The following is a 23,415-nucleotide window of genomic DNA, read 5'->3' on the forward strand; positions in this document are numbered from 1 at the left end:
CCCCCACCACCGCCACCCGCCGTCCCGTGGGCGCAGCACGGGTAAAGGGATGCACGCCTTGGTCCATCACGGTATCCGTCGCATAGCGCTGCAACCTCCCGATCAGCACCGGCTGCCCCTCGGCCGCTTCACGCACGCAGGCCTCTTCACAGAGGGTCTCTGTGGGGCAAACGCGGGCGCACATGCCGCCCAGGATATTCTGGCTCAGGATCGTTTTGGCCGCCGCCTCGGGCGTGCCGGTGGCGATCTGCCGGATAAAAAGCGGGATGTCGATCGAGGTGGGGCAAGCGGTGATGCAGGGCGCGTCATGGCAGAAATAACAGCGATCCGCCGCCACCAGCGCCTCGTGATCATCAAGGGGGGGATGCAAATCGGTGAAGTTGCCCTGCAAGGCGGCGGGATCAAGCCGGCCTGCGACGATACCGGGGGCGAGTTGGCGGTCTCTCATGGCTGTCTCCGGTCATGGATGGCTGAGGATCAGTATTCCACGATTCGAAATTTTATCAATTGGTAAAATTTATCGCCGCGCGAAAAAGAACCCCCTGAGAAGCTCAGAGGGTAAAGCCGATGAAAATTGCGGCAAACCTTGGCCGCGCCTCACCCCACCTTGCGCTGACGCCACAGCGTAAACAGACCCGCGCCAACCACCAGCGCGCCGCCCAAGGCCACATTCAGCGCAATCGTTTCACCAAAGATGAAAATCCCGATGCCCGTCACAAAGAAAAGTTGCAGATAGGCAAAGGGTTGCACCGCGCTTGCCTCTGCCACTTCGTAGCATTTGATCAGCGTGTAATGCCCCGCCGCCCCGGTGATGCAGAGCGTGATCATCCACGCCCAGGCATCCGACGTCATCGGCTCCCAGAACCAGATCCCGGCCAGCGTCATGGCAACCGACCCGACTGTCCCGGTCCAGAAAAAACTCGTGGCCGCCGTATCCTTGCGCGCCACATAGCGCGTCAAAAGCCCGTAGAGCGCAAACATCAAAGCGGCGATAAAAGGCACAATCGCCTTGGGGTCGATCACGCCCAGCCCCGGCTCCAGAATGATCAGCACGCCGATGAACCCGACCGCAATCGCCAACCACCGCCGCCAGCCCACCCGTTCGCCCAGAACCGGACCCGAAAGCGCAGCAATCAACAGCGGATAGCAGGCAAAGACCGCATGCACCTCGATCAACCCCAGAAGGGTAAAGCCATAGACCATCACGCAGATTTCCGCCACCAGCAGCACGGCGCGAAACCCCTGCATCAAGGGCTGCGATGTGGTGGCTGCGGCCCGAAGTCCCCCCGCCTTGCGCGCGGCGATCACCATCACAAAGGCAGCAAAGAACCAGAACCGGATCATCACCACCATCAGCACGTTGTAATTCTCGGCCAGGTGACGGGAAATGCCGTCCTGCGCGGCAAAGATGACCGTGGTCAGCACCATCAACCAGATGCCCAAGCGGGTGTTTTGAACTGTCACGAGCGGTCTTTCATGGGTGGTCTTTCCGGGCCGTGGTCATATGCCGCTTGCGGCCATATCCCTGATCCCGCGTAACACAAAACCCAGCCGCCTCAAGCCCCCTGCGCACAAAGCCCGCCGCCGTATAGGTGGCCGCCGTGCCCTTTGGCGCTGTATGCCGCGCCACCTCGGCCATCAACTCTGGCTGCCACAGTTCGGGGTTCTTGGCGGGGGAAAACCCATCCAGAAACCAGGCATCCGCCCTGCCCGGCCAAGCCTTTAGCGTCTCGCGCGCATCGCCTGCAATCAGGGCAAACTCCAGGTCCGGCAGGCTGATCCGCTGTGCCTGCCCCTGCCAATGCGGGGCCAGTTCCGCCGCGACCCCCGCCAGTTCCGCAAAGCGGGCTTGCGCGCGGCGCATGTCTTGCGGGGCCATCGGATAGGCCTCGAAACTGGTAAAGTGCAAACGCCCGGATACGCCCGCCGCCCGCCACGCCACCAACGTGGTCAAAAGGTTCAGCCCGGTGCCAAACCCCAATTCCGCAATGTGAAACCCGTCGCGAAACCGCGCTGGCAGGTCATTGCCCCCCAGAAACACATGCCGCGTTTCCGCCAACCCATTGTCGAGACTGAAATAGGGATCATCGAACCGCACCGATACCGGCACCTCACCCTCGCGCCAGATCAGGTCTGCGGTCTGGTCCTGCATGGCACGATCCTCTAAAGCATGGCGAAAACGCGCGCGACCATCGCGCGACGGCAAAGGATTGGCAATGGTTGACATCACGGTAATGGGCGCGGGCATCTTTGGCCTGTCGGTGGCGTGGTCTTGCGCGCGGCGCGGCGCACGTGTGCGCGTCATCGACCCGCATGACCCCGGCGCGGGTGCGTCGGGCGGTATTGTCGGTGCCATGGCCCCGCATGTGCCCGAGCTTTGGAATAGCAAAAAGGCGTTTCAACTCGACAGTCTGCTTATGGCCGCGGGGTTCTGGGCCGAGGTGGCCGAGGTCTCGAACCTCTCCCCCGGTTATGCCAGCCTTGGCCGCCTGCAACCCATCGCCGATGCCGCAGCCCTTGCCTTGGCGCAAGAGCGCAGCCAGAACGCCGCAACCCTCTGGCAGGGGCAGGCCGAATGGCGCATCATCCCCGCCAGCGGCCCGTGGTGCCCAGAAACAGACACCGGCCAGATCATCCATGACACGCTCACCGCGCGCCTGCATCCCCGTCAGGCCTGCGCCGCCCTTGTCGCCGCCCTGCACGCGCGCGGTGCCGAGGTTGTGACCGAAGGCCCCATGACGGGTCGCATTCTCTGGGCCACCGGCATCGCGGGTCTCGAGGCGCTCAGCGCCGCGCATACCCGCTCGGTTGGCAACGGGGTTAAGGGGCAAGGCGCGCTTTTGGCCTTTGACGCCCGCAATCAGCCGCAAATTTTCGCCAATCAGGTGCATATCGTGCCGCATGAGGATGGCACAACTGCCGTCGGCTCCACCTCAGAGCGCAATTATGACGATCCCACCAGCACCGATGCCCAGCTTGACGATGTCATCGCCCGCGCCGTGGCGGCGGTGCCTGCGCTTGCCGGTGCGCCCGTGGTCGCGCGATGGGCCGGGGTGCGCCCGCGCTCGCGGTCACGCGCACCAATGCTGGGCGCGCATCCCTTCCGACCGGGCGAATTTGTTGCGAATGGCGGCTTTAAAATCGGCTTTGGCATGGCCCCCAAGGTGGGCGCGGTCATGGCCGATCTGATGCTCGATGGCATCGACAGTATTCCCGATGACTTCAAACCAGAGGCGTCCCTATGACCCAGCCGACACTCGCCGCTCTTGACCATCTTGTGCTGACCGTGGCGGATATTGCGGCCACCTGCGCCTTTTACCGGGATGTTCTGGGGATGACGCCTGAGGTGTTTCACCCCGCCGATGGCAGCACACGCTGGGCGCTCAAATTCGGCGCGCAGAAGATCAACCTGCATCAATGGCGCGCGGAATTCGATCCCAAGGCGGCTCATGTCCAACCCGGCAGCGCCGATCTGTGCTTTCTCAGTGAAACCCCGCTAGAGGACTGGCAGCAGCATTTCGCAGCGCTTGGCGTAACGGTCGAGCTTGGCCCCTTGCCCCGCTCCGGGGCCACTGGCCCGATCCGCTCGCTCTATCTGCGCGATCCCGATGGCAATCTGATCGAGGTGTCGAACAGGGCCGAGAGCAGCGCCTGATCGCTCAGGCCGTCTTGACCGCCTTGGGCAGTTCCACGATCCGCACCGCAACCTTGCGCTGACCGCGCTGATACGGCAGCGCAACGGCGGCCTCTTTGCTGTGCTTCACAACCGATTTCAACCAACGTGCTTTCATGGCTCTTAACCTCTGGCCTCTGGCCCCAATTTGCGGGGCTCATTGTTTCGTTACCAGCAACTATGCCGCCGGTTTGGGGCCAAGGTTTGACGGAAATCGTGAAAATTCAGACAAGATCAGGGCATGCAAGCCATCCAAGCCAAATCTCAATCCATTGAATTTAAATAAAATTTTTCAAAGACATCTTGGGGCATCCCCGATGCCGCCCGAATAGCCCCACAATTTCGGCCCAAATTGCGCCCCAATCAGAGACGGATCACCGAGATCAGCCGGCCATAATCGGCCTCACCGGCATGGGTGGTGCGGCGATAGGAATAGAATCGCTCGGGATCGGCATAGGTGCAATGCCGCGTCCATTCCGCCTGCCCGATGCCAGACTGCCGCAGCCGGTGCAGCCCAAAGCCCGGCAGATCGAACTGATACCGCCCGCCCTCGCCATTGGCAAAAAACCGGGCATTGTCCGAATCCTCTGCCAAAAACGCCTCGATAAACTCGGGTCCCACCTCATAGGCCGCTTGCGAAATCGACGGGCCAATAACGGCCCTGATGCGGCGGCGGTCCGCGCCCAGACCCTCCATGCCGACAACCGTCGCCTCCAGCACACCATCCAGCGCGCCGCGCCATCCGGCATGCGCCGCGCCGATCACCCCATTGGCCACATCGGCAAACAGCACCGGCTGGCAATCCGCCGTCAGAACCGCCAGCGCCACGCCCGGCACATCCGTCACCATCGCATCGGCGCGCGGGCGCGTCCCCATGGGTCCCGTCACTGTCACCACATCCGCCGAATGCACCTGATGCACCGTGATCAGGTGATCCGGGGCCACCCCCATCGCCTCGGCCACCCGCGCCCGGTTGATCTGCACGATCTCGGATTGATCCGACGAACCCGGGCCACAATTGAGGCCAGCAAACACGCCCGAAGACGCACCGCCCCTGCGGGTAAAAAACCCGTGGCGCAGCGGGGCCAGGCTGTCAGCAGTGAGAATTTCTAGCGTCATGGCTCCAATCCGGGTGGTGGTGCGGCCCCCTCGGGATAGAGGCCCATCACCTTAAAGAGGGTCCCCATTTCCTCTGCCCCGGTCAAGCGCTGATATGCCGCCAGATGCGTTTCCAACGCCGGGCCGCTCAGATTGCGCGCCAAGGCTTCGGCCCGCGCCGCGATCCCCAACCGCTCCAGAAACACCCCTTGCGGCGTCAATCGCGTGTGCATCGCAGGTGCCGCCGCCAGCGCCAGCGCCTCGAAATCCACATGCGCGGTCAGGTCCGCCGCCCCCGGCTCGGCCAAGGGATCAACCGGCTGATGCGCCTTGAGCGCCTGAAACGTATCGCCCAGTGATCGCCAATCGCCGTAATCCACAATCAGCGCGGCACCGCCCTGCGCCGCAATCCGCGCGCCAATCTCTGCCATGACCGCCGCCGCAGGCCCGCAAGTCTCGACAATATCGCCCTCGCGCGTGTCCGCCAACCGCTCGGCCAGCGCAGGCAGGGCCACCGGCCCGCCCAGACCCAGCAGCAACTGGCCCGCGCTCTGTCCCACGACCCGCTCGCGCCAGCCCTCGCCAGACCGCTGAAACTGCCGGATCGGCAGCGCATCGAAAAACTCATTTGCCAGCAGGTAAAGCGGCCCCTCCGGCAGGCTCTCAACCCGCTCATGCCAGATCACATCGCCCGCAATCGCCCGGCGTTGCGCCGCGCGCAAGACCGCCGATCCCTCGACCAGATGCACCTCGGCAGCCTCGCGAAACCCCGGCACGCGCTGCGTCGCGCGCAGCACATCCGCCATCAGCGTCCCGCGCCCCGGCCCCAACTCGGCCAGCAAAAACCGCGCCGGCCGTCCCTGATCCAGCCACACCTGCGCAAGGCACAGCCCCAGCAACTCGCCAAACATCTGGCTGATTTCAGGCGCGGTAATAAAATCGCCCCGCGCCCCAAACGGATCACGCGTCGCGTAATAGCCAAACTCGGGGTGCATCAGGCACACTGCCATATAATCCGCAAGGCTCATCGGCCCTGCCTCGGCGATCCGCACCAGAAAATGCGCCCGCAGCCCGCTCATGCCGCCTGCGCGCGCCGCGCCCAGAGCACCATGCCAATTCCAAAGGCAATCATCGGCAACGACAGAATCTGCCCCATGGTCAGGCCAAATTCGCCCAGCTGAAGCGCCCAGCCCAGCGGGTTGCCCTCACCCACAAACTGCGCATCGGGTTGGCGTACAAATTCCACCATGAACCGCGCGACGCCATAGCCTGCGAAAAACAGCCCCGTCAGCGTGCCGGGAACCCGCAGCGCGCCGCGCCGCCAGCCCAGCCACAACAGCACGGCCCCAAGGATCAACCCCTCAAGCAGCGCCTCATAAAGCTGTGAGGGATGGCGCGCGCAAAGCCCGACAACCCCGGCACAATCCTGCGCCGCCGCCGAGGGAAAAACCACACCCCACGGCAGGTCCGTCGCCCGCCCCCACAATTCGCCATTGATGAAATTCGCGATCCGCCCCAGCAGCAATCCCACCGGCGTCACCATGCAAAGCGCATCAGCCACCGATAGCCACGCAATCCCCTGCTTGCGCGAAAACAGCAACACCGCCAGCACCACGCCCATGAGGCCACCGTGAAACGCCATGCCGCCTTGCCAAACCGCCAAAATCTCGCCGGGATTGGCAAGGTAGTAGCCCGGTTGGTAAAACAGCACATAGCCCAGCCGCCCGCCCAGGATGACCCCCAGAATGACCCATGTCAGCAGGTCCTCGACCTGCTCGGGCCGCATCGGCGCCACACCCCCCGGCCACAGCCCCGGACGGCGCACGCTCGCCACCACCAGCCGCCAGCCGATCACGATACCCGCGATATAGGCCAGCGCATACCAGCGCAGTGCAAACTCCATACCAAAAAGCGAGATCGAAAAGATCTCGGGCGAAATGTCGGGAAAGGGGATCATGGCCTGCATATGCGTCTCTGTGCCTCTGGCTCTGGGCCAAGTCAACCTTGTGATCTGGTCCCGGCAACACATATAAGACAGCAAATGTAACGCCGGAGAAACCGATGCAGACCCGTAACAAAGTGCTCGACGATCTCAGCCAGTTGATGACCAATGCCATGGGCGTGGCCCAAGGCGCGCGGGCAGAGGCCGAAACCGCGATGAAATCGCTGATTGACCGTTGGCTCGCTGACCGCGATTTCGTCACCCGCGAAGAATTCGACGCTGTGCGCGCCATGGCTCAGAAGGCGCGCGAAGAAAACGAAGCGCTCAAGGCGCGGATTGACGCGATGGAGTCAAACAGCGGTCAAAACCGCCCCTGAGCCGCCAAGGCCCGGCGCGCGCCCGCGATCAGCGTTTCGGCCCCTTTGGACGAACGGAAATCGCGCACAACCCGCGCGCGCCCGGCCTCTGACAGGCGCGCGCAGAGGTCCGGATCAGCGGCCAGCGCCGCAATCGCATCGGCCAGCACCTCCGGCGCTTTGGGTGGCACCAATAGGCCACTCTCGCCCGAATCTATCAATTCGCGCACTCCGCCAGCATCCGTGCCAATCGTCGGCACGCCGCAGGCCATCGCCTCCATATAGGCCACGCCCAGTGGTTCGTGCCAACTGGCCAGCGCAAACACATCCGCCGCCAAAAGGTGCCGCCGCACCTCTGGCCCGCTGATCGCCCCAAGCAGGCGGGCATGCGCACCTAAATTCAACGCCTCCAGATGCGCCTGCAATTCGGCGCGATAGCCCGTGCCGCCCGCGTCATCCTCGCCCGCAATATCCAACTGCACGTCGATCCCGCGATCCAGCAACAGCCGCACGGCGCTCAGCAAATCCTGATGCCCTTTGACCCGGTGCAATCGCCCACAGGAAAAAATCCGCAAAGGCGCGCCGGGGCGTGGCGGTTCATAGGGCGTGTCACGCTTGAAATCTTCGGTATCCACGCCCATTGGCTGCACCATCACATCCGCAGGCAGGTCAGGGCCGATGACCTCGCGCATTTCCGCCATCAGCTTGTGGGTGATGATCGTGGCAAAGCCGGCATGCCGCCACTTGAACCCCTGACCGGGGCCATAATCCGACAGCGCCCCATGCAGCGTCAGGCTATAGCTTGGCCCCCCCATCAGCCGCGCCAGCGCACAGATCAGCGCGGCACGCCCGCAGGAATGGGCATGCACATGGCCAATCCCCCGCGCGCGACACGCCGCACTCAACGCCCGCGCCGCAGGCAGGCAGATCAGCACATCCTTAAGGAATTCGCCCCCCTGCCCTTCGCGCAGGATCGCAGACCACGGCGCGCGCAAGAGACCCGCAAGCGCGTGACCGGGCGTGGGCCGCCCCAGATAGGTGGTGCGCGCAATCGCAGCGTCTGACCAGTCATGCGAGACAAGTCCGGGCGGCGGCGGCCGCGTGCTGAAAAGATGCGGCACAACCCCCAACCGCTCCAGATCCGCAATCTCGCGCCAAAAGAAAATATGCGTCTGCCCCGGAAACTGCGGCACCAGATAGCCAAGGTTGAGGGGATCAGGCATTTTCGGTTCCGCTTGCCGCCAGTTTGTCGGATAAGCTCTAGCATGCCGCGCAGGCTCAGGACAGGCTCGCGGGCGATGGATTTGGAAACCCTTTGTTGACGGACAAAACCGCACCCCAACTCAGCGTCATCATCCCCGCCCATAACGAGGCGGGCATGATCGGGGCCTGCCTGCGCGCCCTCTTTGCCTCAGACCCGGTGCCGGGCGGGGCCGAGGTGATCGTGGTCGCCAATGGCTGCCGCGATACCACCCTGGCCGAGGCCGAGGCCTGCCGCCCGCAGGCGCGCGACTGGTCCCTCACCCTGCTCGACCTGCCGCAGGGCGGCAAACCCGGCGCGCTCAGCGCGGGCGAGGCCGTGGCGCGGGGCGCGGTGCTGGCCTATCTTGATGCCGATGTGATGGTCTCGCCCCCGCTCCTGCGCCAGATCGCCAAGGCCCTCGACCGCCCCGAACCACGCTATGCAAGCGGTCAGGTGGTCATCCCCGCCCCCACAAACCGCTTCAGCCGCCTCTATGCCAATTTCTATCGCCAAGTGCCCTTTTTTCACTCCGGCGTTCCGGGTTGCGGCCTTTTCGCGATGAACCGCGCAGGCCGCGCAAGGTGGGGCGATTGGCCGGGGATCATCTCGGACGACACCTTTGCCCGGCTGCAATTCACCCCCCGCGAACGCCATGCGGTGCCCGCGCGCTATGATTGGCCCCTTGTCGAGGGGTTCGGCGCACTCGTCCGGGTGCGCCGCAGACAGGATGCGGGCGTGGCCGAGATTGCACAGCGCTACCCGGCGCTCCTCGCCAATGACGACGCGCGGCCAAGTGGGCCGGGATGGGTGCTGCGCGCCGCCCTGCGCGCGCCTCTGGGCTTTCTCGCTTACGTCGCCGTGGCCTTGGCCGTTCGCGCACGGCGGGGCGGCACGGATTGGGCGCGCGGGCGATAAATCCCCGAGATTTCAATCAAAGGTCGTCAAATGGCCGCAAATCTCGGACAAGAAACACCCAAAAGGCAGAGGGGGCAAATGCAGCAGGTCAAGGCGATATTCACGGGTGACGGGCTTTTGGCACGCGCTCTACGCTCCTCTGCGCTGACCGTCGCGGGATTTGGCGGCGCGCAGGTGCTGCGACTGGCGTCGAACCTGATCCTTGCCCGCCTTCTCTTCCCAGAGGCCTTCGGCCTGATGGCCATTGTCTCGGTCATCATCCAAGGCCTTATGCAATTCTCTGACGTGGGCGTAAGCCCCGCCATCATGCAGAGCAAACGCGGCGACGATCCCGCCTTTCTCAACACGGCATGGACCATTCAGGTGCTGCGTGGCGCGGGCCTCTGGCTGGTGGCCTGTGCCTTGGCCTGGCCGGTGGCGGTGATCTATGACGAACCGCTCTTGATGCAGCTTTTGCCAGTGGCCGGGCTGTCACTGCTCATCACCGGGTTCAACCCTACCGCGCTTGATACCGCCAAACGGCATCTGCGTTGGGGCCGAGTCACCGCCATCGAATTCGCCGTGCAGATCACCGGCATCGTGGCGGCGGTGGCGCTGGCGTGGTGGTGGCACTCGGTCTGGGCGCTGGTGGTGTCGGGCGTGCTCAGCGCGGGCGTGGCGCTGGTGCTTTTCTGGCTCTTCCTGCCGGGGGCTGGCAACCGCATGGGCTGGGAACGGCTGGCCGCCTCGGAACTCATCCGCTTTGGCAAATGGATTTTCCTCAGCACCATTTGCGGATTTCTGTTCAATCAGGCGGACAAGCTGATCTTGGGCAAATACCTCAGCTTCGATGTGTTCGGCGTCTATAACATCGGCTTTTTCCTCGCCTCCTTTCCGATGCTCTTGGGCCATATGCTGACATGGCGGCTGCTTATTCCGATCTACCGCGAACTCCCCCCCCACGAGAGCGCCGCCAATTTCGCCAAACTGCGGCGCATGCGCTTTGCAGTGACGGGCGGGCTTATGGCGCTATCGGCCGGGTTTGCCCTCCTCGGCGTCTGGCTGATCGGGATCATGTATGACGACCGCTATGCCATGGCGGGCGCGGTGGTGGTGCTGATGGCACTCATGCAACTGCCGCAGATCATCGTGATGACCTATGATCAGGCCTCGCTTGCGGCGGGGGATTCGCGGCGCTTTTTCATCCTGACGCTGGCCAAGGCGGCGGCGATGATTCTGGCGCTCTTGCTGGGTCTCGAATGGGGCGGCCTCATGGGCGCGCTCTTGGGCTATGGTGCGGCGATGGTGCTGGCTTATCCGGTGGTGATCTGGCTCGCGCGGCACATGCGGGCCTGGGATCCGGTCCATGACGCCGCCATGACAGCGCTAGGGCTGGGGCTGGCGGCATTGGCGCTTTGGCTCAATGGCGCAGCCCTCACTGATCTGGCGCAGCTATCGGGCTGGTAGGGGCGAAAACACCATTATCGCCAAGGGCCTGCCGCAAAACAGTCGCATTGTCTGGCGATGCTGCACCCGATATGATTTGAGCAGTGGATTTGATGGCGGATGACATGACCCAACCGTCGCCCGACGGCACCGAGATTGCCATTGTCGGCATGGCCGCGCACCTGCCGGGGGCGCGGAACGTGGCGGAGTATTGGCAAAACCTCTGCGCCGGGCATCGCGCGATCCGCCGCATGACCGAGGCCGAGTTGCTGGCCGCAGGTGAGGGCGCGCAGACCCTCCGCCGTCCCGATTACGTGCCCTTCGCCGCCCCCCTTGACGGATTCGAGATGTTCGATGCCGAGTTCTTCGGCTTTGGCCCCAAAGAGGCCGCGATCCTTGACCCTCAGCACAGACGGTTTCTGGAGGTGGCATGGGAGGCGCTCGAGGATGCCGGTCACCCGCCCGAGCATTTCCCCGGCGCCATCGGCGTTTTCGCGGGCTGCGGCATGGGCAGCTATTTCTATTTCAACCTCTGTTCCAACCGCGATCTGGTCGACGATGTCGGCATGTTCCTGTTGCGTCACACCGGCAATGACAAGGATTTCCTGACCACCCGGCTCAGCCATATTCTTGATCTCAAGGGGCCATCGCTCGGGCTGCAAACCGCCTGCTCCACCTCGCTTGTTGCGGTGCATGTGGCAGCGCAATCGCTGCTCAATGGCGAATGTGACATGGCGCTCGCGGGCGGTGTCACCATCGAGATGCCGCAGGGGCGCGGCTATCTTTACAAAGAGGGCGAGATCCTGTCGCCCGACGGCGAATGCCACGCCTTTGACCACCGCGCGCAGGGCACGGTGTTCGGCTCTGGTGCAGGCGTCGTGGTGCTGCGGCGGCTCAGCGACGCCATAGCCGATGGCGATCACATCTGGGGCGTGATCAAGGGCTCTGCCGTCAATAATGACGGCGCAGCCAAGGCGGGCTATCTCGCCCCGTCGGTCGACGGTCAGGCCGCCGCCGTGGCCGAGGCGCAGGCCGTGGCAGGCATCACAGCGGATACCGTCGATTACGTCGAATGCCACGGCACCGGCACCTATCTGGGCGATCCGATCGAGGTCGCCGCCCTCACCCAAGCGTTCCGCGAAACCACCCAAGCGGTCGATTTCTGCCGCATCGGCAGCGTCAAAACCAACATCGGCCATTTGGATACGGCGGCGGGTGTGGCCAGCCTCATCAAGGCGACGCTCGCGGTCTATCACGGGCAAATGCCCCCCTCCTTGGGCTATGAAGCCCCCAACCCCGCGATTGCCTTTGACGGCAGCCCCTTTGCGGTCAATGACCGCCTCAGCGCTTGGCCACGCCGCGATCATCCCCGCCGTGCGGGCGTGAATTCACTGGGCGTGGGCGGCACCAACGCCCATGTGGTTCTGGAGGAACCGCCCGCGCGCGCAGCCCCCGAGGCCAGCGATTGGCCGTTTCAGCCGCTGGTGATCTCTGCCCGCTCCAAAGCAGCGCTGGAGGAAAACTCTGCCCGCCTTGCCGCACATCTGCGCGCCCATCCCGAGCAGGACTTGGCCGATATCGCCTGGACGCTCAAGCAAGGTCGCCGCGCCTTTGAACGCCGCCGCGTGGTCGTGGCAAGCAGCCATGACGAGGCCGCAACCCTGCTGGAAAAGGGCGATCCGCGCCGCGTCTTCACCCATGAGGCGCTCAATGCCCCCGATGTCGTGTTCATGTTTCCCGGCGGCGGCGCGCAATATGCCGGCATGGCGCGCGACCTCTACGAGACCGAGCCGGTCTTTGCCGAATGGATGGATCGTGGCCTTGCGGTGCTGCAACCCAAACTCGATTACGACATCCGCGCGCTCTGGCTGCCTGCGCCCGCCGATATGGCCTCCGCCGCCGAACGGCTGAAACAACCCTCGGTGCAATTGCCGCTGATCATGATCACCGAATACGCGCTGGCGCAGCTTTGGCAAAGCTGGGGCGTAACCCCCGCCGCCCTGATCGGGCATTCCATGGGCGAGAATACCGCCGCCTGTCTCGCGGGCGTGCTCAGCTTTGAGGATTGCATCGGGCTGGTGCATCTGCGCGGGCAGTTGTTTGACACTATCCCCAAGGGCGGATTGCTCAGCGTGCCGCTCGGGGCCGAGGCGCTGCGCCCCTATCTGGGCGAGGCACTCGACATCGCCGCCGTCAATGCGCCGGGCCTCAGCGTGGCCTCTGGCCCACAGGCGGCGCTGGATGATCTGGCCGCACGTCTGGCTGGGGACGGGATCGAAACCACCCGCATTCCCATCGACATCGCCGCGCATTCGCGCATGCTGGAACCGATCCTGGGCCACTTTGGTGACTACCTGCACTCCATCCCCCTGCACGCACCCCAAATCCCGATCCTGTCCAATCGCACCGGCGATTACCTCACAGCGGCCGAGGCGACAGACCCGGCCTATTGGGTCGCCCACCTGCGCAACACGGTGCATTTCGCGGATGGTCTGGGGCGTCTGGCCGAGGGCGGCAAACACGTGTTTCTCGAGGTAGGGCCGGGCAAGGCGCTAAGCTCCCTCGCCCAAGCGCATGGCGCGATCAGCGCCAATCAGGTCATCGGCACCCTGCGTCACCCCGACGACAACATTGCCGACGATGCCTATTTCATGGCGATGCTGGCGCGCATGTGGGCCGTGGGCGTCGAAATCGACTGGGATCAAATCTGGGGCGAGGTGCTACGCACCCGCGTGCCGCTGCCCTCTTACGCCTTTCAGCACAAACCCTATTTCATCGCCCCCGGCAAGGCGCGCGACCCCGAACAAGACACCTGGCCCACGCGCCGCGACAACCTGACCGATTGGGGCTATCTGCCCCATTGGCGCCCGCATCTGGCCGAGGTCGAAATTGCCAGCGATGCCGATCTGGCCGCATTGCCGCCCGAGACATGGCTGATCTTCGAGGATGACACCGGGCTTGCCGCCGCCGTGGGCAAACGGCTGGAGGCCGCAAAACATACGGTAACGTATGTTGCGACGGGCGATGCCTTTGCCGCACTCGCACCGGGCCGCTACGCCCTTTCGCCGGAACGCGGGCGCGAAGGTTATGACGCGCTGATCCGCGCGCTGATGGCCGAGGGGCGCGCGCCCAATCGCATCGCACATTTCTGGCTTGTCACCCAAGACGCCCGCCACCGCCCCGGCTCTAGTTTCTTCCACCGCGTGCAGGAACAAGGCTTCTACAGCCTGCTCTTTCTGGCACAGGCCATGGCGGATGAGGGGCTCTCGACCCCGTTGCACATCACGGCGATCACCAATGGCGCGGCGCAGGTCCGCGACGAGGGATTGCGCGATCCGGCCAAGGCCACGCTGATGGGGCCGCTCCGGGTGATCCCGCGCGAATTGCCGGGGGTGACAGCGGCAAGCCTTGATCTGGCGCTGCCTGCGCGCGGGACCGACGCGGCGCTGGTGACGCAGGTGATCGAGGATCTGATGCAGCCGCCGCGCAGCCATGTGGCGGCGCTGCGCGGCGCGCGCCGCTATGAGGCGGGCTGGCGCGCGGCCCCCCTCCTGCCCCCTCAAACCCTTTTGGCACAGGGCCAGACGGTTCTCATTACCGGCGGCTTTGGCGGCATCGGCCTCACCTTGGCCGAAGATCTCATCACACAGTCCGCCGCCAAAATCGCGCTCATGGCCCGCAGCCCGCTACCGCCCCGCGCCGACTGGCCGCGCACACTGGCCACGCGCGGTGCAGGCGATCCGCTGGCCCGCCGCATCGCTGCGGTCGAGCGGCTAGAAGGCTTGGGCGGTCAGGTCATGGTCGTGGCAGGCGATGTCAGCAATATCGAGGATATGCACGCCGCCCGCGCCGAAATCGAGGCGCGTTTTGGCACGCTGAATGGCGTGATCCATGCCGCTGGCGTGATCAAGGATGCCCCCCTCCTAAGCAAAAGCCCCGACACAATCGAGGATGTGTTCACGCCGAAAATCCACGGCACGCAGGTGTTGGACGAGGTGTTTCCAGACGGCACACTCGACTGGCTGGTGCTGTTTTCCTCCTCCTCCACCGCGACCGCCCCGGCGGGACAGGTGGATTACGTCGCGGCCAACGCCTATCTCAACGCCTATGCCCGGAGCCGCGCCGGCGACAAAACCCGCGTGATTGCCCTCAACTGGGGTATCTGGTCCGAAGTGGGCATGGCCGCCGAAGCGGTGGCCCAACAACGTGGCGAGACCATCGCCGCCCCGCGCCTGCCGGTTGCGGCCCCCTTGGTGAATGAGGCCAGCCATGACGCAACAGGAAACCGGGTGCTGCACGCCCGCTATGACGCCGGGCTTTGGCTGTTCGATCAGCACCGCACCAAATCCGGTCAGGCGCTCTTGCCCGGCACCGGCTATCTGGAATTGCTCGCCGAGGCGCTGAGGGCGCAGGGCGAGGATGGCCCGTTTGAAATCCACGATCTGTGGTTCCTGCGCGCCTTCGACATGCCCGAGGGTGGCAGCCGCGACATGCGCCTCACCCTCACCCGTAACGACACCGGCTATGCCACCCGGATCGAGGGCGATCATGCACAGGCCGGGCGGCAAGGCTGGGTCACACTGGCCGAGGCGGGGCTGAGCCTGCTTCCCTTGAAACCGCCCAAAACGCTGGATATCGCTTCCATACGTAGTCGTATGGAAACCTGGCAAGAAGCGGGCGATACAGCCCTCCCAGCCCCGCAAGAGGTGCATCTTGAGTTCGGCCCACGCTGGCGCGTGCTGCGTGCCATGGGGCTAGGACACGGCGAAGGTCTGGCACATCTGCGCCTGCCCGAACCGGCCCAGCACGACCTTGCCGCAGGCTATATGCTGCACCCCGCGCTGATGGATATCGCGACGGGCTGGGCCATGGGGCTGATTGCGGGCTATGACGGGGCAGACCTCTGGGTGCCCATGTCCTACGGGTCGCTCAGCGTCCACGCCCCTTTGGGGGCGGAGGTCTGGTCTCATGTCCGCAACGCCGCCCAAAACAGCGCACGCGACGAAACCGCGCGCTTTGACATCACGCTTTGCGATGCCACAGGCCGGGTACTGATCGAGATCACTGATTATGCCATCCGCAAACAGGCGGGCGGGCTAACCCTCACCGCCCCGCGCGCCAGCGACGTCCGGTTCGAAGGCCAGACCGAGAGCGCACCGACAAGCCCCGCTGAAGAGCGCCTGCGCCATAATCTGCGCGAGGGGATCCGCCCTGCCGACGGGGCCGAGGCCTTTCGCCGTGCCTTGGCGCAACCCGCGCCGCAAATCCTCATCTCTTCGCTCGACCTGCCCGCGCTTATCGCGCAGGCCGAGGCGGGCGCAGAAGGCCCCGACACCGCCGGCCAACGCTTTGAACGCCCCGATCTCGACAGTGATTTCACCGCCCCCGAGGGCGAGATTGAGACCCGACTGGCAGGCTTCTGGTCTGACCTTCTGGGGCTGGAACAGGTCGGCGCCGAGGATTCCTTCTTTGACCTTGGCGGCCATTCCCTGATTGCCGTCCGCCTCTTTGGCATGATCCGCAAGGCCTATCGCGTCGATCTTCCTATCTCGATCCTGTTCGAGGCCCCCACAATCCGCGCCTGTGCCGCCCTCATCGAGGCGCAGATCGGCCCGCAAGAGGCCGGGCAAGACGCGCCCGCACCACAAGAACCGCAGCGCCGCTTTACCCATCTGGTGCCGATGCACCGGGGCGAAGGCGGGCCGAAAACCCCCTTCTTCCTTGTCGCGGGCATGTTCGGCAATGTGCTGAACCTGCGGCATCTGGCCCATCTCTTGGGCGAGGATCGGCCCTTCTACGGCCTTCAGGCACGCGGCCTTTATGGCGGGGCGGCCCCGCACGACGATCTGACCGAGGCCGCAACCGACATGATCGGCGAACTCCGGCAGATACAGCCGCACGGCCCCTATCTCTTGGGTGGCTTTTCTGGCGGTGGTATCACCGCCTATGAAATGGCGCAGCAACTGCACGCGGCGGGCGAAGAGGTGGCACTCATTGTCATGCTCGATACGCCGCTGCCACTGCGCCGCCCCCTCTCGCGCCGCGACCGGCTGATGATCCAAGGGCAGGAACTCAAGGCTGGCGGCCCGCTCTATCCGCTGCGTTGGGCGGCGCGCAGGCTGGCGTGGGAAATCACGAAACGCCGCCCCAAACCCGCGTCAGAAACCGACGCGCATCACTTCCACGACAGCGCCATCGAGGCCGCCTTTTACCGCGCCATCGCGAAATATCAGGTGCGGCCATGGGCGGGCGCGCTGCATCTCTTCCGCCCGCCGCTGGTGGGCAAATGGCAGGTCTCGGACGGGCGGTGGGTCAGCAGCGAGCGCGCTTATGTTCTGCCTGACAATGACTGGTCCGGCTTTGCCCCACAGGTGCAGGTGACAGAGGTGCCCGGAACGCATGACTCCATGGTGCTTGAACCCAATGTGCGCGTGCTGGCCGCGCGCCTGCGCCGGGTGATCGCGGCAGCCGAATCCCTACCCGCCGCCCCCGATCACCGTGAGGCCGCGGAATGACTGCCCCCCGCGTCCTTACAATCGTGCTCAACTGGCGCACACCCGACATGAGCCTCAAGGCGGCAGGGGCCGCTCTGCGCGCCATGCAGGGCATTGCCGGCGAAATCGTGCTGGTCGACAACAATTCCGGCGATGGTTCGTTCGAAACGATGCAGGGTGCCACAGCCGATTGGGACCGCGTGCGCGTGGTGCAATCCGGGCATAACGGCGGCTTTGGCGCGGGCAATAACGCAGGCATGCGCGCCGGTCTCAGCGACGGCACCCAGCCTGATTACGTCTATATCCTCAATTCCGATGCCTTTCCCGCCCCGGATGCGATCGCCGCCTTGCTCGACCATCTGGAAACCCATCCCAAAACCGGCCTTGCAGGCAGCTATATCCACGGCCCCGATGGGGCAGCGCATGTCACCTGCTTTCGCTTTCCCTCGATCTTGGGCGAATTCGAAGGGGCCGCGCGGATCGGCCCCTTCAGCCGCCTTTTGCGCAATCACACCGTGCCCCTGCCCGTGCCCCAGACCACACAAACCGTCGATTGGCTGGCCGGGGCCAGCCTGATGATCCGCCAAGACGTGCTTGATCAAATCGGCGGCTTTGACGAGCGGTTCTTTCTCTATTTCGAGGAAACCGACCTCTGCCTGCGCGCCGCGCGCGCGGGCTGGCGCACCGATTTTGTCGCCAACAGCCGGGTCGAACATATCGGCTCGGTCAGCACGGGCATGAAGGGATGGAACCGCGTGCCCGCCTATTGGTTCGCCTCACGCCGCTATTATTTCACCAAGAACCACGGCGCCGCCTATCTCGCCCTTGTCACGCTGGCGCATGTGCTGGGGGCCGGGCTTGGCACGCTCTGGCGGCTTCTGCGCCGCAAGGGCGCAGGCAGCCCGCCACATTTCCTGCGCGATCTGGTGCTGGGCGATCTTGGCGCAGCGCTGAACAGACCAAAAAGGATCAAGCCATGATGCAGGCCCTCTTGATCGGCAACGAATCCCTAGCCCTGCACTGTGGCACGGCTTGGCTCGCGCGTGGGCATGGCATCGCGGCGGTGATCACCCGCCACGCGGATGTGGCGGCTTGGGCCGAGGCCAAGGGGCTGCGCATCGTGCCCCCCGGTCCGGGGCTGGCCGAGCGCTTGGGCGATCTACGCTGTGACTGGCTCTTGTCCATCGCCAATCTCGATCTTCTGCCGCAAACCGTGCTGGCGCGCGCCACAGGCGGCGCGGTCAATTTCCACGATGGCCCACTGCCGCGCTACGCCGGTCTCAATGCGCCGGTCTGGGCCATTCTGAACGCCGAGGCACAGCATGGCATCACCTGGCACCTGATCGAAGGCGGGGTAGACGAGGGGCGCATTCTGACACAGCGCATGGTCGACATCGCCGGGGATGAAACCGCCTTTACCCTCAACGCGAAATGCTATGCCGCAGCGCTCGACAGCTTTGCCGATGTGATCACGGCCCTCGAACAGGGCGCCATCACGGCGCAGACCCAAGACCTCAGCGCGCGCAGCTATTTCGCCCGCGATCAGCGCCCCGAGGGGCTCTGCCTCGATTTCACCCAACCCGCCGAATCCTTGGCGCGGCTGGTGCGCGCGCTTGATCACGGCGGCTATGCCAACCCGCTCAACAAGACGCGGATCATTGCGGGCGACCGCGTGCTTCTCGTGGGCCGGGCCGAGGTCGTGCCGGGCAGCGGCACGCCGGGGCTGGTTCTCAGCGTCGAGGCCACGCGCCTGACCGTTGCCACCGCTTCGGGCGCGCTGCGGCTCAGCGCGCTGACCGGGCCAGAGGGTGGCGCGGTCGATCTTACCGAGATCGCCGTGGGATCCGTGCTGACCACCGATGCCGTCACCGGCTTTTTGACAGAACTTGCGCCGCAAGATGGCTATTGGCGCAGCGCTTTGCGCGCGATGCGTCCCGTCACCCTGCCCTTGGGCAACGGTGCAGGCGCAGAAGAACGCCGCCCGCTTGATCTGCCCGCCGATGCGTTCGAGGCCATCGGCCTCTGGGCCGCGCGCTTGGGCGGCGCAGAGGCCACGCATATCGCCTATGCAGGTGCGGCGGTCGAGGCCGCAGCCCGGCCGGGCCATGTCTGCCCTTGGGTGCCAGTGGCAATAGCAGACCTGCCCCACGCCATAACAGACCTGCCCCACGCCGTCGCAGAGGCCGAGGCGCGCGGGGCCTTCGCGCTTGATCTCTTTGCCCGTGACCCGGCGCTTGACGCCGCACAAACCCCGCATATCGGCCTGCGTCTCGCGGGGCGCGGCCTTATCCCTGGCACGGCGCTGACCATCGACCTTTCCGACAGGCCCACGCTCACCTATGACGCCGCGCGGCTCTCGCCCACCATGGCCGATCTGCTGGCACGGCGGCTCGAGGCGCTTGCCCATGGCGACCGCGCCCCCATGCCCGAGACCGAGCGCAAGCTGGTCACAGAGGCGTGGAACCGCACCGACACCCCCTATGACGCCCGCCCCCTGCACCGCCTGATCGCCACCCAGATCACCAAAACGCCTCAGGCCCGCGCCGTGGTATTCGAGGCCGAAACCCTCACCTACGCAGCCCTAGACACCCGCGCCAACCGCATCGCCCATGTGCTGCGCCAGATGGGCGTTGGCCCCGGCGTGTTGGTGGGCCTTTGCCTGCCGCGCTCTGCCGATATGCTGGCCACCGCCTTGGCCATTTGGAAGGCGGGCGGGGCCTATGTGCCGATGGACCCGGCCTATCCCGCCGAGCGTCTGGCGCTCTACCTCAGCGACAGTGGCGCACGTGTGGTCGTCACCCGTTCTGACGTGGCCCATACCCTACCGCCAACGGCGCAGACCCTCACGCTCGACACCGACGCTCGCCTTGCCGACGCACCCGACACAGAGGTTGACGGCGGCGCAGGCCCTGACGATCTGGCCTATGTGATCTATACCTCCGGCTCGACGGGCCGCCCCAAGGGCGTCATGGTCACGCATCGCAACGTCGGCAATTTCTTTGCCGGGATGGATACCCGTATCCCGGCAGAACCGGGCGCGGTCTGGCTTGCGGTGACCAGCCTCAATTTCGACATTTCCGTGCTCGAACTCTTCTACACCCTCGCGCGCGGCTACACCGTGATCCTCAGCGGCGAGGAAAGCCGCGCATTGGTCTCGTCGGGGCAACTCGCCACCTCTGACCGGGGGATGCAATTCAGCCTTTACTATTGGGGCAATGACGACGGTTCCGGGCGCGACAAATACAAATCCCTGCTCGAGGGCGCGCAATTCGCCGACACCCACGGCTTTTGCGCGGTCTGGACACCCGAGCGACATTTCCACGCCTTTGGCGGCCCCTATCCAAACCCCTCGGTAACCGGCGCAGCCGTCGCTGCCGTTACGCAGAACATCGCCGTGCGCGCGGGCAGTTGCGTGGCCCCGCTCCACCATCCTGCCCGCATTGCCGAAGAATGGGCAGTGATCGACAACCTAACCAACGGGCGCGCCGGGCTGGCGATTGCAAGCGGCTGGCACCCTGATGATTTCATCCTGCGCCCGCAAAATACCCCGCCCAACAACAAGCCCGCGATGTTCGAGGCGATCCGCGATCTGCGCCGCCTCTGGCGCGGCGAGGCGGTGGAATTCCCCCGCGCCGATGGCACGCTGCACGCCGTGGTGACGCAACCGCGCCCGGTGTCCAAGGCGCTGCCCGTCTGGGTGACAACTGCCGGCAACCCCGAAACATGGCGCGAGGCGGGCGCACATGGGGCCAATGTGCTGACGCATCTCTTGGGCCAATCCATTGACGAGGTGGCGGGCAAGATCACGCTCTACCGCAACGCCCTGCGCGAGGCGGGCCATGATCCGGATGCCTTTACCGTGACCTTGATGCTGCATAGCTATGTGGCCGAAACCCGCGACGAGGCGCGGCGCGTGGCGCGCGAACCGATGAAGGATTATCTGCGCTCCGCCGCCGCCCTCATCAAACAATACGCTTGGGCCTTTCCCGCCTTCAAACGCCCCCAGGGTGTGAGCAACCCGTTTGAATTGGACCTCGGATCGCTCAGCGAAGAGGAACTCGACGGCATCCTCGATTTCGCCTTCGAGCGCTATTTCGAGGAGTCCGGCCTTTTTGGCACTGTCGAGGATTGCGTCGCGCGCGTCGAGGGATTGAAACGCATTGGCGTGGATGAGGTGGCCTGCCTCATCGACTATGGCATTCCCGCGCGGCAGGTGCTTGATGGGCTGCGCCCGCTCGCCCGCGTGCTGGAACGCTCGAACCGCGTGGGGGCCATCGCGCCCGATGACTTTTCCATCGCCGCACAAATCCTGCGCCACGGTGTCACGCATCTGCAATGCACACCGTCCATGGCGCGCATGATCGCCATGAATGACGAATCCCGCCACGCCCTCGGGCGGCTGCGGTATCTCATGCTGGGCGGCGAGGCGCTGCCCGGCTCTCTGGTGCAAGAGTTGCGTCAAGTCACGCGCGCGCGCATCGAGAATATGTATGGCCCCACCGAAACCACCATCTGGTCCACCACCGGCCCCGCCGAAGACACACCCGGCCCCTGCCCCATCGGCACGCCCATTTCCAATACGCAGGCGTATGTTCTGGATTCCGAGATGCAGCCAGTGCCCGTCGGCACAGCCGGAGAGCTCTGGATTGGCGGCGATGGCGTCACGCGCGGCTATCTCGGGCGCGACGATCTGACAGCAGACCGCTTTCGCCCCGATCCGTTTCGCACGGGCGGGCGCATCTATGGCACCGGCGATCTGGTGCGCTGGCGCGCTGACGGGCGGCTCGATTTCATCGGTCGTGCCGATGCGCAGGTGAAACTGCGCGGCTACCGCATTGAACTGGGCGAGATCGAGGCCGCACTCGAGGGCTGCGCAGGTGTCGCACAAGCGGTGGTGCTGGCGCGCGAGGATACCCCCGGCGACATGCGCCTTGTCGCCTATCTGCGCGGTACAACCACACCCGAGGCCGCGCGCGCGCATCTGGCCACGCATCTGCCCGCCCACATGATCCCGGCGCATGTCATGCTGCTGGATCACTTCCCCCTCACCCCCAACCGCAAGGTGGACCGCAAAGCGCTGCCTGCGCCGGAAACGCAAGTGAAGGCCCCCCGCCCCGCCGCCGCCCCCAAGCCGGTCACGCCTGCCAATACGATAGAGCGTGATATCGCGGCGATCTGGGCGCGGATCTTGGGCGTGTCCGAGATCGGCGCGCAGGACAGTTTCTTTGATCTGGGCGGTCATTCGCTCTTGGCGGTGCAGGCGCATCGCGAAATTCGCAGCACGCTGGCGGTCGACCGGCTCAGCATCACCGATATCTTCCGCTGCCCGAAACTCGCCACTCTGGCCGCACGTGTGGCGGAATTGCGGGGCGACGTGGCCCCGACGCCCGCCAATACCCCCGCTGCGGCCCCGGCCCCCGGTCGGGCCGATGCGCGGGCCGATGCCATGGCCCGCCGCCGCGCCATGCGCGCGGCACGGCACGGGTGAGCGAGGCGCTGATATCGGCGCTTCGGCCGCTTTTGCCCAAGGGGCTGGCACTGGCCGCCTGCGATCTTGCGGCAGAGGCAACCGGCCTCTGGCCTATCGAGACCGCCGCCATCGCCCGCGCGGTGCCCGCACGCCGCCGTGAGTTCGCGGCAGGCAGACGTGCCGCACGCGCCGCGATGGCGATACTCGGCCTTCCGCCGACCGCAATTGCCATGGCCCCGGACCGTGCGCCGCTCTGGCCTCAGGGCGTGACCGGCACGATCAGCCATAGCGCCGGAACCTGTCTGGCCTTGGTGGGCCTGTCCGAGCATTGGGCCGGGCTTGGTCTTGATCTTGAACCCGCCTTGCCCCTGCCCGAGGATATCCTAGTCACGATCTGCACCCCGATCGAGCGCGCAGCATTGGCCCAAGACCCCAGCGGCCTCCTCTCCCGCCGCCTCTTTTGCGCCAAAGAGGCCACCTACAAGGCGCAATATGCCCAAAGCCGCAGGCTGCTGTCCTTCCACGACCTCGAAATCACCTTTGACGGATCGCACCGCTTTTCCGCCCAACTCCAGATCGCTTGCCCCCCCTTCGCCCGCGGCACGCACTTTGCCGGACACAGCCTGCAAACCGGCGATATCCTAGCGGCCCTCGTCACGCTGCACCGCCTCTGAACACAGTGTTTCCAAAGCTCGACAAATAACCTGTGGCGAAATTGTGGCACGATTGCTAGATTGTGGCCAAGTTGAGACCTAAATCTGTCAGGGCCGTTTGGGGGCATTCGGCTGATAGGATGGTA

Annotated in this window: 16 protein-coding genes and 1 pseudogene; 9 read left to right on the forward strand and 8 right to left on the reverse strand. The window is 65.1% G+C overall.

Annotated elements, in window-relative coordinates; all coding sequences use genetic code 11:
• From GC127_RS04500 to mnmD, 3 genes and pseudogenes are all read right to left on the reverse strand, one after another.
• Positions 1-448 (reverse strand): annotated as a pseudogene (locus tag GC127_RS04500) (dihydropyrimidine dehydrogenase); the annotation flags it as partial.
• A gap of 149 nt (positions 449-597) precedes the next feature.
• Positions 598-1,464 (reverse strand): DMT family transporter, encoded by an 867-nt coding sequence (locus tag GC127_RS04505; protein ID WP_008279319.1) that lies wholly within the window; start codon positions 1,462-1,464, stop codon positions 598-600.
• 10 nt (positions 1,465-1,474) lie between these two features.
• Positions 1,475-2,152: a tRNA (5-methylaminomethyl-2-thiouridine)(34)-methyltransferase MnmD gene (mnmD, locus tag GC127_RS04510; RefSeq protein WP_151976717.1), complete on the reverse strand. Its 678-nt coding sequence runs from the start codon at positions 2,150-2,152 to the stop codon at positions 1,475-1,477.
• Positions 2,153-2,216: 64 nt separating this feature from the next.
• Between mnmD and GC127_RS04515 the strand changes: the two genes are divergently transcribed.
• Complete coding sequence (locus GC127_RS04515) at positions 2,217-3,245, forward strand: FAD-binding oxidoreductase (protein WP_151976719.1); 1,029 nt, start codon at positions 2,217-2,219, stop codon at positions 3,243-3,245.
• Complete coding sequence (locus GC127_RS04520; RefSeq protein ID WP_151976721.1) at positions 3,242-3,655, forward strand: VOC family protein; 414 nt, start codon at positions 3,242-3,244, stop codon at positions 3,653-3,655. The genes GC127_RS04515 and GC127_RS04520 overlap by 4 nt, the downstream gene beginning before the upstream one ends.
• Before the next feature lie 4 nt (positions 3,656-3,659).
• Here GC127_RS04520 and GC127_RS23230 read toward each other — a convergent pair whose 3' ends face one another.
• The 4 genes from GC127_RS23230 to lgt form a co-directional block, all read right to left on the reverse strand.
• Positions 3,660-3,791: a hypothetical protein gene (locus GC127_RS23230; RefSeq protein WP_257788533.1), complete on the reverse strand. Its 132-nt coding sequence runs from the start codon at positions 3,789-3,791 to the stop codon at positions 3,660-3,662.
• 245 nt (positions 3,792-4,036) lie between these two features.
• On the reverse strand, positions 4,037-4,792 hold the full coding sequence (gene pgeF, locus GC127_RS04525; RefSeq protein ID WP_008279324.1) for a peptidoglycan editing factor PgeF: 756 nt from the start codon (positions 4,790-4,792) through the stop codon (positions 4,037-4,039).
• Positions 4,789-5,850, reverse strand: a complete 1,062-nt coding sequence (locus GC127_RS04530; protein ID WP_151976723.1) for a class I SAM-dependent methyltransferase — start codon at positions 5,848-5,850, stop codon at positions 4,789-4,791. The genes pgeF and GC127_RS04530 overlap by 4 nt, the downstream gene beginning before the upstream one ends.
• Complete coding sequence (gene lgt, locus GC127_RS04535) at positions 5,847-6,737, reverse strand: prolipoprotein diacylglyceryl transferase (RefSeq protein ID WP_151976725.1); 891 nt, start codon at positions 6,735-6,737, stop codon at positions 5,847-5,849. Before lgt ends, GC127_RS04530 begins: the two co-directional genes overlap by 4 nt.
• A 95-nt stretch (positions 6,738-6,832) precedes the next feature.
• Here lgt and GC127_RS04540 point away from each other — a divergent pair, with 95 nt between their 5' ends.
• Complete coding sequence (locus GC127_RS04540; RefSeq protein WP_008279327.1) at positions 6,833-7,090, forward strand: accessory factor UbiK family protein; 258 nt, start codon at positions 6,833-6,835, stop codon at positions 7,088-7,090.
• On the opposite strand, the gene epsE is transcribed toward GC127_RS04540, so the two are convergent.
• Entirely contained in the window at positions 7,075-8,292 is a 1,218-nt protein-coding gene (gene epsE / locus GC127_RS04545) for an exopolysaccharide biosynthesis GT4 family glycosyltransferase EpsE (protein WP_151976727.1), read from the reverse strand. The genes GC127_RS04540 and epsE overlap by 16 nt on opposite strands.
• Before the next feature lie 92 nt (positions 8,293-8,384).
• On the opposite strand from epsE, the gene GC127_RS04550 reads away from it, so the two are divergent.
• From GC127_RS04550 to GC127_RS04575, 6 genes are all read left to right on the forward strand, one after another.
• Complete coding sequence (locus GC127_RS04550) at positions 8,385-9,227, forward strand: glycosyltransferase family 2 protein (protein ID WP_151976729.1); 843 nt, start codon at positions 8,385-8,387, stop codon at positions 9,225-9,227.
• A 78-nt stretch (positions 9,228-9,305) separates the two neighbouring features.
• A complete protein-coding gene (locus GC127_RS04555; protein ID WP_151976731.1) occupies positions 9,306-10,673 on the forward strand; it encodes an oligosaccharide flippase family protein in 1,368 nt (455 codons plus the stop codon).
• Between the two features lie 104 nt (positions 10,674-10,777).
• Positions 10,778-17,167 carry a type I polyketide synthase gene (locus GC127_RS04560; RefSeq protein ID WP_254699996.1) on the forward strand — a complete coding sequence of 2,130 codons (6,390 nt, stop codon included), beginning with the start codon at positions 10,778-10,780 and terminating at the stop codon, positions 17,165-17,167.
• Complete coding sequence (locus GC127_RS04565; RefSeq protein WP_151976735.1) at positions 17,164-18,126, forward strand: glycosyltransferase; 963 nt, start codon at positions 17,164-17,166, stop codon at positions 18,124-18,126. The genes GC127_RS04560 and GC127_RS04565 overlap by 4 nt, the downstream gene beginning before the upstream one ends.
• The gene (locus GC127_RS04570; protein WP_151976737.1) at positions 18,123-22,634 is read left to right on the forward strand and encodes a MupA/Atu3671 family FMN-dependent luciferase-like monooxygenase; all 4,512 of its coding nucleotides are present in this window, start codon (positions 18,123-18,125) and stop codon (positions 22,632-22,634) included. The genes GC127_RS04565 and GC127_RS04570 overlap by 4 nt, the downstream gene beginning before the upstream one ends.
• Positions 22,631-23,290 (forward strand): 4'-phosphopantetheinyl transferase, encoded by a 660-nt coding sequence (locus tag GC127_RS04575; protein ID WP_151976739.1) that lies wholly within the window; start codon positions 22,631-22,633, stop codon positions 23,288-23,290. The genes GC127_RS04570 and GC127_RS04575 overlap by 4 nt, the downstream gene beginning before the upstream one ends.
• Positions 23,291-23,415 lie beyond the last annotated feature (125 nt).

It is taken from the genome of Roseovarius sp. EC-HK134, assembly GCF_902498815.1.
Classification (GTDB): Bacteria; Pseudomonadota; Alphaproteobacteria; order Rhodobacterales; family Rhodobacteraceae; genus Roseovarius; species Roseovarius mucosus_A.